Source organism: Vibrio sp. 10N.222.49.C9 (assembly GCF_041474985.1).
Taxonomy (GTDB): Bacteria; Pseudomonadota; Gammaproteobacteria; order Enterobacterales; family Vibrionaceae; genus Vibrio; species Vibrio crassostreae_C.
This window is the reverse complement of sequence record NZ_JBFRVD010000011.1, coordinates 1956-14694: the sequence shown is the minus strand read 5'-3', so window position 1 is coordinate 14694 and position 12739 is coordinate 1956. Positions and strand designations below refer to the sequence as shown.

Sequence of the window (12739 nt, the reverse complement as noted above, 5' to 3'; positions counted from 1 at the left end):
AAGAATAAAAAGCCAACAGTGATGTTGGCTTTGTTGTTTTCAATTCTACCGAGTACTTCTAATCAACGCGCTATTAAGCTATTAAGTTAAGCCATTAAGCTTTGAAGTTCGCCAATCGAGTATAAAGCTCGCTGTATTGGTCTTGCTTTGCACAAACCGTCAGTAGGTCTTCAATAAAGTACTTCAATGCACGCGCTTCAATTCTACGAATGCCTTGTTGCTGCTCTTCAGTTAGGTAGCCATAGATAGTTGCAGCGCCAAAGTCACCAAAGATCATCTGATCTTGCTCGTTAACCAAAGTGTTGTGTGCGTACAAATCACCATGACAGACTTTGTTGGCATGAAGGTGTTCAAACACATCAATCATCTGCTCTGTAATGCTATTGATTTGAGCAATTGAAAGCTCGAAGCCTTCGTTGAAGGTATCGCGAGTGCAGCTTTCAAGAGTAGGGGGCAAACCTAGGTTGTAATAGTTGCTTGGGATAAGCTCCATGACCAACGCTAGGTAGTCTGACTCGTCGACTTTGGCGATAGACTTCACTAGGTTGCTATGTTGGCCGGCTTGAAGACACGCTTCAAGTTCATCGTGTGGGTAACCGTCACTGGTCACTTCGCCTTTGAATACTTTAACGGCCACTTCTTGTGGGAAATCAAAGTCACCGTTTAACCAGTTAGCATGAGAAATCACACCAGACGCGCCTTGGCCAAGCACTTGATTGAGTGAGTAGCATTGCGAGCTCACGGCTGGCACGCTATCTAAGCTGCTTGGGTGTTTACAAAACGGGTTACCCGCAAACGCTAGCCACGCCAGTTTTGGTAGCTTGATTAGGAACTCTGGGAATTCAGTCAATTGGTTTGCAGACAGGCGAACTAGCTCAAGGCTTGATAGGTTTTTCATGCTTTCTGGTAAAACACGAATTTTGTTACCCGCTAATGCAAGTTTTTGCAGGCGTGGTCTTTCACCTAAAGAGTGAGGCAGAGCCTCAATCTCATTGTCGGTCAGGATTAACCAACGTAGTTGAGTAGGCAGAGATTGCCCGCTAACGGTTTTGATTTGGTTGGTTTTGAAGCCAACCATTTCGAGCTTAGGAAGAGTACCCAGAACATCAGGCAGGTGCGTAAACAGGTTATTCGACGCGAAGATAATACGCAGGTTGGTCAGCTGTGATAACTCTTCTGGTAAATCTGACAGTTGATTACCTGAAAGGTCTAGAATCTCAAGAGAATCAGCGAGTTCTAAGATCTCTAAAGGAAATTCAGTGAGATCTTCTGACAGTTGTAAGCGCGTAATACCGTTTAGTTGCCCTGATTTTAATTGTTCTAGAGTATGCAAACCTTAGCCTTATGAATAGATGTTCGAGGCGCGTAGTTTACTTGTCTCAATCAAGAAAGGCGAGTATCCGGAAGAATACTCGCCCAACTAAACGAAGTGAACGAATTTATGAAGGTTAAAGCTGTATATGATTTTGGCTAACGCCGACCTCCTCAACAAAATCGCTATCATGACTGACCAAGATGAACGCACCTTGGTATTCACGTAGAGCCGAAGCCAATATTTGCTTTGAGTCGATGTCTAGGTGGTTGTCCGGTTCATCGAGTAATAGAAGTGGGGTGTCTTGCTTGTGGCTAACGATCAACATCGCCAGTTTCATTTTTTCACCACCACTTAAATGTGCCACTTTTCGGTATACGGAGTCTCGCCTGAACCCAATTCCAGCGAGCAAGGTTCGAGCGTTACTTTCTGTTAACCCAAAGCTGTGTGTCATCAAACTATCGAACATGGTGTCGTTGGTGTCTAAAAGGCCAAAGTGTTGATCCAAGTATACGGTCGCCCCTAAGCGCTTAATGGATCCGATATAGTTCGAGTGTTGGCCATGAATGGCTTTTAACAGTGTCGATTTTCCGCACCCGTTAGTCCCGGTTAGATAGCATCGTTCCCCTTGTGATAGAGACAAGCTAATAGGAGCACCAGAACCAAAATTTAGGCGACACTCTTCAACGGTTAATAGTGAGTGTTTTTTAGTAGCATTCGCTTGTTGTAGGTATAACGCTTGTGGTTTCATCCGCTCTTTCTGTTCTTTAAGCGACTGAAGTTTATGTTGGTTTTGGTCAATGAGGTTCCTTTGACTTGTCGCCGACGCGGCTTGGCTTTGACCTGCTTTATCTTTCATAGCATCCAATAAAATCTTGGGTTGGCTACCTGACTTTCTGAGTCGGTTTCCCTGAGATTCTCGCTGCTGCGCCTTTTCCTTGTTGGCTTGAGCTTGACGCTCGAGTCGTTTCTTTTCGGACTGATGATGCGCAATCTGTTTGTCTAGCGCTTCGCTTTGACTAGACACTTGTTTGAAGTAATCATCATAATTTCCTTTATAGAAACGTACGCCCAAGTTGTTGAGGTGGTATATCCCCTCCATTTGCCTCAATAAACTGCGATCATGGCTGACGACTAGTATTTTGCCTTCAAACATTTGGCATTGTTCGAGTAGTCAATTGCGTCCGTCGTTATCCAAATGGTTTGAAGGCTCATCGAGGATCAGTATGTCGTTATTTGATACGAACAGATGATGAAGCTGTAGCAAGGCGAGTTGTCCACCACTCAAAGAGCAACAGGGCGTGTTCAAATCACTAGTGATCTTTAATGTACCTAGCAACTGCTGGGTACGTGCCTCTAGATCCCAATCATCACCAATGATATTGAAGTGCTGCAATTCACAGCTACCTTGTTCTATGGCGCTTAATGCTTCTAACTTTTCGGTGCGCCCTAAGAAGTCAGCGATGGTGATGTTGGTATCCAGTAGCTTTGATGGTAACTGAGAGTAAAAGCCGATGGAACCTTGGCGCGAAACACTGCCCGTTGTGGGCTGTTTTTGTCCAACGAGTAATGAAAGCAACAATGACTTTCCAGCCCCATTTCTTCCGACTAAGCCGGTGAGGCGTGTGCTCAAATTAAAGGTGATCTCTTTGAATAACCACTCACCAGTATCGAGTTGGAATGAGAGATTGTTGGCTAATATAGGCGGCATAGAAATACCTCCCTTTACGTATAAACGAGTAAAAGGGGTGAGGCGCTTTTTCTATATAGAACCCTACACAGAATTCTATGTATAGATCGCCAAAGACGTTACTTAGGTAGTATGCCAATCAAAGATAGGAAATAGGGTGTTGATCTGATTTCTGTCTTTGAGGTACTAATCTTAAAGATGTTTGTTTGTCAAAAAACGGATCTTTAAGAGCTTGATTTGTCGCGAAAATAGATGATGAAGTAACGCCCACTAACCCCGAGTGTCCAAATGATTTTTATAAAAATAAATCGGATGTCAGGATGTTAGTACTTCATTATGGCGTTATTCTCTTTTGAAATGATGGTGGGATGGTACTGAAAGAACGTACTCTGAGTCAATATGTTGAGGTGATTAAATTGTGTTCAAATAATTAAAGCGCCTTTGTGGCGCTTTAGTGATCATTATTGGAAATCAGTTGAGTCTAGAACTTATATCTTTGGGTTTAGAGCTTAGAGCTTAGAGCTTAGAGCTTAGAGCCTTGGGCTTAAAGCTACTTGGTTTGCCCACCAACGGCGCGCCAACACATATCAAAGCTATCGTTGATGTACTTCGATGTTTGCTCTGGTGGAGACTCGCTTTGTTCAATCAGCCAGTTTGCACAAATCAGAAAGTGGCTATGAATGAAGTGTCTAACAAGGTTAATGTCCAACACCATCAATTCACCATCTTGTTGCCCTTTCAAAATGATCTCGTCTAGCGATGCGAACATCTGTGAAACAATCACTTCTCGAGTTTGAGTCGTTGGGTCGAAATGAACATTGGTGAAGAACTTCATCGCAACCGGATTCTCTAATGCCCACTCAATTCCTGTGATCCACATGAACTTAAAGGTTTGGTAGCGATCTTCTACAGCCACATCAGTGTGCGGTTGAAGGGTCGAGAATAGCTCTAGCTTCAGCTCGCGAAACAGTTCATCAATCAATAGAGATTTATTCTCGAAGTGGTGGAACAACGTCGCTTTTGCCACGCCGGCTGTTTTCGCTATTTGTCCGGTAGATGTGCCCTCTAGCCCTTGTTGAGAGAAGAGCAGGAGTGCAGCATCTAGGATTTTTTGTCTTTTGGTGATCATCTATTGAGTACTTTGAACATCAGTTTCTTGATTGGGTTGTTGTAAGGAGGATGCATTAACTTGGTGAAGTTGATTTTTCCTCTACTTAGAACGGTTTTGGCATGGCTAAGGGTCTTGAAGCCCTCAATGCCGTGATAGTGTCCCATGCCTGAAGGGCCGATGCCACCGAATGGTGCGTCTTCTGCAGCCACATGCACCAAAGAATCATTAATACACACGCCGCCAGAGTGCGTGTCTGATAAAAGCTTGTCTTGGGTTTCTTTATTATGGCTCATTAGGTACAGAGCCAGTGGGCGTTCTCTCTCTGTGATGTAATTGATTGCTTCTTCGATGGAATCATAAGGCACGATAGGCAAAACAGGACCAAACAGCTCTTCTTGCATCGCGAGCATCTCATCGTTCACTTCGGTGAGAAGGTGCGGCGTCATTCTGTGGTTTACATCGTCTTGTGCTTGTTCGGTTACCGTGTGAATAACCGCGCCTTTGGCTTGTGCGTCTTCAATGACACCTTTCAAGCGATTGTATTGGCGCATGTTGATCACTGAGGTTAAGTCTTTGCTCTCAATACCGGCTTTATAAAGCTTCTTGAAATAACGCTTATAGGCTGTGATGAACTCGTCTGATTTTTCTCGCGGCAATAAGATGTAATCAGGCGCTACACATATCTGGCCAGCGTTTAGACTCTTGGCAAACAAGATACGTTCAACAGCGTCAGCTACATCAAAGTCAGGGGCAATGATGGTTGGAGATTTGCCGCCTAATTCCAAGGTAACTGGTGTTAAGTTGTTAGCCGCTGCTCTCATAACGTGTTTACCCACAGCGGTTGAGCCTGTGAAAAGGATATGGTCAAACGGCAGTTGGCTAAATTTAGCGGAAACGTCAGCTTCGCCTTCGATAATCGCAACCTGATCTTCACTAAAGCCTTCGGCCAACATCGCTTTTAAAACTCGGTTGGTCGCTGGAGTAAACTCCGACATCTTGAGCATCGCCGTGTTGCCCGCTGCTAACGCTGTGATCAGAGGGCCTAAAGAGAGCATGACTGGGAAGTTCCAAGGCACGATGATACCAACCACACCTACTGGCTGATAATGCACAGTAATCTTGGCTGGTGTTAGCATCAAGCCGGCTTTTCGACGTGAAGGCTTCAACCACTTCTTCAGGTTTTTATCACTGTAATTGATCTGGTGTAGGGAAGGGGTGATGTCAGCAATTAAGCTGTCGTGCTCTGCTCGATGGCCATAATCTTCTGATACCGCTTCAATTAACTGCTCTTGGTAGCGCATTAATAGTTTTTTCAAGACTGAGAGATCATTTCGTCTCTGATCAAGTGTTGGATTAACGTTGTTACGGTAGTGATCTTGTTGTCGGTTGAATATTTGATCCATGTCGTTGGTGCTCGACGTGTTTGGTTCAAGGTCTAGATTATGGCTCATAGTATCCCCTAAATTCGAAGGCTGACCGATTGGTTGGTCAGTTGAAATTACAAGAAGATTGAACCGAATACAAGATATGCGCGAGAAAAGTTCAAAAATTGAGCGGTTACAACATTGAAGTGAGCGAGTTCTAGTAGGAAGAATGAAGTGTTTATCGGCATCGAATCGCGGGACACAAGCTGTGTTGGTGATAGCGAGAGTTCAGATTGTGAAGTGCTTATATTTGTCACAACTCTGACTTAACCTCACTCAATTTACTAAAAATCTTTTGGTTTCTGCACATTTTTTCTCCCTAATTTAATGTGAGAAATTGCTTTATATTTAATGCGCTTCAGCCTGTTTTTTACCCTAAAACCTTGTAATTCCTTACCTGTCATTTTAAGTCGATCTGTCGATAAAAAAACGTAATCGTCACCACAAATATCAATGGTTGGACTCGCTCTTAATAATATCGGTTAATGCAGCCAACAAATCGTTTTTGAACGCTTTTTGTTGGGTTATACCTCGCTATTCCAAAGAGGTATCTTCTGTCGATGGCCCTATAGTGTGAGGTCTCTAGAATTGGAAAATTCGGTTAATTTGGAACGCATCCGTGCTGAGTATAATGTAAAGCACTGGAGCCAAGGTTTTTATGGAATTGATGATAACGGTGAGGTGTATGTTTCACCGAGCGAAACCGATCATCAAGTTCCGCTAAGTCAGATCGTAAAACAGTTAGAGCAGCGAAATATTGGTTTGCCTGCTCTTGTGCGTTTTCCTCAAATAGTGCATCAACGTGTGCACAATATCTGTAACGCATTTAACCAAGCGATCGACGAATATCAGTACGACAATCGTTACCTACTTGTTTATCCGATTAAAGTTAACCAACAAAAAGAAGTGGTTGATGAGATCTTAGCGAGCCAAGCTCAATTAGAGCAGAAGCAGCTTGGTTTAGAGGCGGGCAGCAAGTCTGAACTATTAGCGGTACTGGCGTTGGCTCAAAAAGCGAGCTCTGTGATCGTGTGTAACGGTTACAAAGACAGAGAATACATCCGCCTTGCACTGATTGGCGAGAAACTAGGGCACAAGGTTTTTATCGTTCTAGAGAAGCTGTCTGAGCTTGATCTTGTTCTTTCTGAAGCGAAAGCACTTGGCGTAAAACCTCGTTTGGGTTTACGTATCCGTCTTGCTTCTCAAGGCGCAGGTAAATGGCAAGCAAGTGGTGGTGAGAAGTCGAAATTCGGTTTGTCTGCATCACAAGTGCTTACTGTTATCGAACGCTTGAAAGCCGAAGACCAGCTGGATGTACTTGAACTTGTGCACTTCCACCTAGGTTCACAAATGGCAAACATTCGTGACGTGCGAAATGGCGTGAGTGAAGCAGCTCGTTTCTACTGTGAACTGCGTGATATTGGCGCTCAACTGAAGTTCTTAGATGTTGGTGGTGGCTTGGCAGTCGATTACGACGGCACACGTAGCCAATCTTCAAACTCAATGAATTACGGCTTACTTGAGTACGCTCGTAACATTGTGATGACAGTAGGGGATATTTGTAAACTCTACAATCAGCCACAACCTGTGATTATTTCAGAATCTGGTCGCTCACTGACAGCGCACCATGCTGTACTGATCACCAACGTGATTGGTACTGAAAGCTACTCGCCGGAAGATATGGCTGCGCCTGAAGCTGAAGCTCCAATGTTGCTAAACAACATGTGGAAGAACTTCTTAGAGCTCGATGCTGGTAATGATGACCGTGCGTTGATTGAGATCTATAACGACACTCAGAGCGATATTGCAGAAGCGCACAACCAATTTGCGACCGGTATGCTGAATCTTCAGCATCGTGCTTGGGCAGAGCAAATGTCTTTGCGTATTAACTACGAGCTTAGCACTCGCATGAGCACAAAGAACCGTTACCACCGTCCAATTTTGGATGAGTTGAGCGAGCGTTTAGCGGACAAGTTCTTCGTGAACTTTTCACTATTCCAGTCATTGCCAGATGCTTGGGGTATTGATCAGGTGTTCCCTGTATTGCCACTGAGCGGTTTAGATAATGCGGATGAGCGTCGTGCTGTGGTGTTGGACATCACTTGTGACTCTGACGGTACGATTGACCAGTATGTTGATGGTCAAGGCATTGAAACAACATTGCCAGTGCCAGCGTGGAACCCAGATGAACCATACCTAATGGGCTTCTTCCTAGTAGGCGCGTACCAAGAGATCTTGGGCGATATGCATAACCTATTTGGTGATACGCACAGTGTTGTGGTGAATGTTGATGAAAGCGGAGAAGCGAACATTGACTACATCAACGAAGGCGACACAGTAGAAGACATGATGCGTTACGTTCATATCGATATGGACCTAATTCGTCAGAAGTACAAAGAATTGGTCACTGCGAAAGTACCAGCGCAAGAGCAGCAAAGCGTACTTGAAGAGTTAGAGCAAGGCTTGATGGGTTACACCTATCTTGAGAATTTTTAATGAACGATCTATTTACGAAACCAGATTACTCGCTGTACTCCAATGCGATGACGTTTATGCGTCGTCCATTGGTGCAAAATCCAATCGACAACGATGCTGATGTGGTTGTCTTGGGTGCGCCGCTAGATATGGCGACGTCCGGTCGTCCGGGTGCTCGTATGGGCCCTGATGCGATTCGTCGTGCTTCTGTGAACTTGGCGTGGGAAGGCAAAAAATTCCCGTGGGATTTCAATGTATTTGAACATACCTCGGTAATTGATGCTGGCGACCTTGTGTTTGATTGCGGTGATGCAGAAGACCTAACTCAACGTTTAGAAGCAGCTGCTGATGCGATTCTAAACAGTGGTAAAACTCTGTTAGGTTTAGGTGGCGATCACTTCATTACACTGCCTTTGTTAAGAGCATATGGCAAGAAGTACGGTGAGATGGCTCTGATTCACTTCGACGCGCACACTGACACTTACAGTCAGGGTAGTCGTTACGATCACGGTACTATGTTCTACCATGCGCCAAATGAAGGTTTAATTTCGCCTGAACATTCAGTGCAAATTGGTATTCGTACAGAGTACAAGCAGGAAGGGCACGGCTTTAACGTTATTAACGCGATGCAAGCGAACGACATGAGCGTGGACGATATCATTGCTCAAGTGAAAGGTATTGTTGGTAATAAGCCAGTGTACTTAACGTTTGATATCGATTGTCTGGATCCTGCTTTTGCTCCGGGTACCGGCACACCAGTATGTGGTGGTTTGAACTCAGATAAAGTGCTCAAAATCATCCGTGGCTTACAGGGTATCAACATGGTTGGTATGGACGTTGTAGAAGTGTCTCCTGCCTATGACCAAAGCGAAATTACGGCATTGGCTGGTGCGACGATTGCTCTCGAGCTGCTTTACGTCTGGACTGCAAATCGCCTTGCTAAATAGTTGTGTGTCATTGCTAACAGCATAACGCTATATACTGATTTTAAAGCCCACTAAGGTTCAACTTAGTGGGTTTTTTTGTTTTGTCGAGCAACAAAAATTCTATTCTCGCATCTCAGTAAGTAGTCTTTTCTTGGCTGTGAACTAATAGGCTAAAAGGCTCGTATTCTACGGTCTATCTCATGATTTGTGAGCGAAAAATCATCACATTGATTCTGAGAGGTGTCTCAAAGATGGGACTTGCCTCTGCTTTACTAAGGATGCAGAGCTTACCGCTATTAATGCCCTGTATTCGCTAATGATTTATCAACTTTGTTACTGTATATATTTATAAAACGAAGATGTGTATTTATATTGCGCGCTCATTTGCATATTAATCAGCATCCTACTAACTTTTGACTAGGGTTTTTAAGCCTTGAAAGAATACTTGGATTTGCGAAAAGATGTCTCTTCGCACAGACATGGCATTTTTTATGGGGAAGACTAGGCTTAAGGGTAAGTAAACTATAAAAAAACAGGTGAAATACTTCTCTCTTTTCAAGCCGATTGGGCATAACAATGGATTGCCATTGATGAGAGCTAAGTATGCGTTCAATTAAAACCTGAAATTGCTATTACAAATAATTTTCACAGCGCTTAAAAATAGTGCTTTGTGACAACGGGGGATGTATGGATATTGAAGTTTCGCGCCAGGTTGCGGTAGTTGAAGCAACGAGTGGAGATGTCGTCGTAGTTAAGCCAGACGGCAGCGCAAGAAAAGTTTCAGTTGGCGATACCATCCGTGAAAATGAGATCGTGATTACGGCCAACAAGTCAGAGCTTGTATTAGGCGTTCAGAATGATTCGATTCCGGTTGCAGAGAATTGCGTCGGTTGTGTTGATGACAACGCTGCATGGGTAGATGCCCCAATAGCTGGTGAGGTTAATTTTGACTTACAGCAATCAGATGCAGAAACCTTTACTGAAGACGACCTTGCTGCAATTCAAGAAGCCATTTTAGGTGGTGCCGATCCGACCCAAATCTTAGAAGCAACGGCTGCGGGGGGCGGATTAGGTTCTGCAAACGCTGGCTTTGTGACGATTGACTACAACTACACCGAAACTCATCCGTCGACATTTTTTGAGACCGCAGGTCTAGCAGAACAAACGGTTGATGAAGACCGAGAAGAGTTCAGAACAATAACCCGTTCATCGGGCGGTCAATCAATCAGTGAAGTGCTCACCGAAGGCTCCATTTCTGGCAATACCTACCCCCAATCTATTACAACTACCGAAACGATTATTGCTGGTAGTTTAGCGCTCTCCCCTGATTCTTTTGTTCCAGAAGCACTGTCTCTCGCTTCGCTACTCACAGAGCTAAACAGTGATATTACTTCAAGTGGTCAACCCGTTACGTTTACTTATGATGCGGCGACGAACTCTATCATTGGTGTTCAAGGCACCGATGAAGTATTACGCATCGACATCGATGTTGTTAGTGTTGGAAACAACGCTGAGCTTTCATTGACCACAACGATTTCTCAACCAATTGATCACGTAACGTCTGTTGGTGGCGGTCAGGTTTCCTATACAGGCGATCAAATTAACATCACTTTTGATATTCAAGGTGAAGACACCGCCGGAAACCCATTAGCAACACCAATTAATGCGCAAGTTGCCATGGTTGATGGGGGCGATCCGTCTGCTGAAAGTGTGAATATCAGTAACGTAGAAACTAGCAGTGCAGCAATTGAAGGAACGTTCTCCAATATTGGTAGTGATAATCTTCAATCAGCTGTATTTGATGCTGGTGCACTGGACCAGTTTGATGGGTTGCTCAGCGATAATCAAAATACGCTTGCAAGGCTATCTGATGATGGGACAACGATCACTTTGTCCATTCAAGGTCGAGGTGAGGTTGTTCTCACTATCTCACTAGATACCGATGGTACTTATAAATTCGAGCAGTTTAATCCAATAGAACAAGTGGGCACCGATTCACTGACGTTCGATTTACCGATCACGATTACCGATTTCGACCAAGATGTTGTAACCAATAACATCAACATTGTTATCACTGATGGCGATAGCCCAGTCATTACTAATGTCGACAGTATTAGTGTCGATGAAGCAGGCATCATTGGTGGCTCACAAGAGGGAACCGCGCCTGTAGCGGGGAGCGGAAGTATCACTGCCGATATTTTCGAAAGCGACATCATCGACCATTATGAACTGGAGCCGACGGAATTTAATACGGGTGGCACCTTGGTTTCAAATGGTGAGGCTGTGCTACTTGAGCTGATTGGTGAGATCGGTGGTGTAAGAACTTATGAAGGTTACGTTGAGGTCAATGGAACGAGAATTACGGTCTTTGATGTTAAAATTGATAGCCCTTCATTGGGCAACTATGAGTTTAATCTTTATGAAGAACTTTCTCATCAAGGCGCTGAAGATGCGCTGCTAACTTTTGCATTGCCAATTTATGCTGTTGATGCAGATGGCGACCGTTCTGCACTATCTGGCGGTTCGAGTACACCAGAAGCCGCTGAGATCCTCGTTAATGTTAAAGACGATGTACCAGTGATGACAGCACCTACAGGGGAAACAGTTGTCGATGAGGATGACCTCACTGGTATTGGTTCCGATCAATCTGAAGACACCATTATTAATGGATTATTCACGGTTGATGAAGGCGCCGATGGTGTTGCGAAGTATGAACTGGTTGATGAAGATTTGGTTCTGACTGGCTTAACCTCCGATGGAGAAAGTCTAGAGTGGCAAGCTGTTTCACAAAACGGCACAACATTTACTTATGTTGCTCAAACTGCAACGAGTAATGAAGCGGTGTTCGAGATTATTTTCGATACCTCGGATAACAGCTATCAATTCGAACTGTTTAAACCAATTAAACACCCTGATGGCTCGGGTGAAAACACGATTGACCTTAACTTCTCTGTTGTGGCTGAAGATTCCGACCAAGATAAATCGAATGCGGTCGATCTGCAGATCACGGTGACGGATGATGTGCCAACCATCACTGATACGACGGTTGCGAGTACGTTTGTCGTTGATGAAGATGATTTAGGCTCTGTTGTCGTTCAAGCGACAGGCTCGTTTGTTACCACAGAAGGTGCAGACCAAGCTGAGGTTTACGAACTACGCAATATCTCATCGCTGGAAGCGACGCTATCGTCGGGCAATGAAGGTATTGAGATCACTGAGATCACAGGTGCTGCTAACACGACGACCTACCAAGGTGCAACTGACGCGAGCGGAACGCCAATCTTCACATTAGTGCTGACTGATGATGGTGCTTACACGTTTACCTTGCTTGGTCCTCTCAATCACGCTACGACACCGAGCAACCTCGATACATTAACAATACCGTTTGATGTTGTTGCTGTTGATCGTGATGGCGATGATTCTAACCAATATGTATTGCCAATCGAGGTGCTCGATGCTGCGCCAGTAATGACGGCGCCGACTGGTGAAATGGTTGTCGATGAAGACGATCTTACTGGTATTGGTTCAGATCAATCTGAAGATACCATTATTAATGGGTTATTCACGGTTGATGAAGGCGCCGATGGTGTTGTGAAGTATGAACTGGTCGATGAAGATTTGGTTCTGACTGGCTTAACCTCTGATGGAGAAAGTTTAGAGTGGCAAGCTGTGTCACAAAGCGGCACAACCTTCACTTATGTTGCTCAAACAGCAACGAGTAATGAAGCGGTGTTCGAGATTATTTTCGATACCTCGGATAACAGCTATCAATTCGAATTGCTTAAACCACTTAAGCACCTT

At 44.4% G+C, this 12739-nt stretch carries 6 protein-coding genes and 1 pseudogene; 3 read left to right on the top strand and 4 right to left on the bottom strand.

Going from position 1 to position 12739, the window contains the following annotated elements; all coding sequences use genetic code 11:
* Nucleotides 1-94 precede the first annotated feature (94 nt).
* The 4 genes and pseudogenes from AB4585_RS04335 to AB4585_RS04320 form a co-directional block, all read right to left on the bottom strand.
* A complete protein-coding gene (locus AB4585_RS04335) occupies nucleotides 95-1333 on the bottom strand; it encodes a leucine-rich repeat-containing protein kinase family protein (RefSeq protein WP_372169369.1) in 1239 nt (412 codons plus the stop codon).
* A gap of 115 nt (nucleotides 1334-1448) precedes the next feature.
* A pseudogene (locus tag AB4585_RS04330) lies at nucleotides 1449-3023 on the bottom strand (ATP-binding cassette domain-containing protein).
* A gap of 529 nt (nucleotides 3024-3552) precedes the next feature.
* The gene (locus tag AB4585_RS04325; protein WP_017066051.1) at nucleotides 3553-4131 is read right to left on the bottom strand and encodes a TetR/AcrR family transcriptional regulator; all 579 of its coding nucleotides are present in this window, start codon (nucleotides 4129-4131) and stop codon (nucleotides 3553-3555) included.
* A complete protein-coding gene (locus tag AB4585_RS04320; protein ID WP_017070227.1) occupies nucleotides 4128-5564 on the bottom strand; it encodes a coniferyl aldehyde dehydrogenase in 1437 nt (478 codons plus the stop codon). Before AB4585_RS04320 ends, AB4585_RS04325 begins: the two co-directional genes overlap by 4 nt.
* A gap of 561 nt (nucleotides 5565-6125) precedes the next feature.
* Between AB4585_RS04320 and speA the strand changes: the two genes are divergently transcribed.
* The 3 genes from speA to AB4585_RS04305 form a co-directional block, all read left to right on the top strand.
* The gene (gene speA, locus AB4585_RS04315; protein ID WP_372169368.1) at nucleotides 6126-8033 is read left to right on the top strand and encodes an arginine decarboxylase; all 1908 of its coding nucleotides are present in this window, start codon (nucleotides 6126-6128) and stop codon (nucleotides 8031-8033) included.
* The gene (gene speB / locus AB4585_RS04310) at nucleotides 8033-8959 is read left to right on the top strand and encodes an agmatinase (protein WP_136973983.1); all 927 of its coding nucleotides are present in this window, start codon (nucleotides 8033-8035) and stop codon (nucleotides 8957-8959) included. Before speA ends, speB begins: the two co-directional genes overlap by 1 nt.
* A 666-nt stretch (nucleotides 8960-9625) precedes the next feature.
* Nucleotides 9626-12739, top strand: a 3114-nt coding sequence (locus AB4585_RS04305) for a retention module-containing protein (RefSeq protein ID WP_372169367.1), incomplete at its 3' end; no start/stop codon positions are given.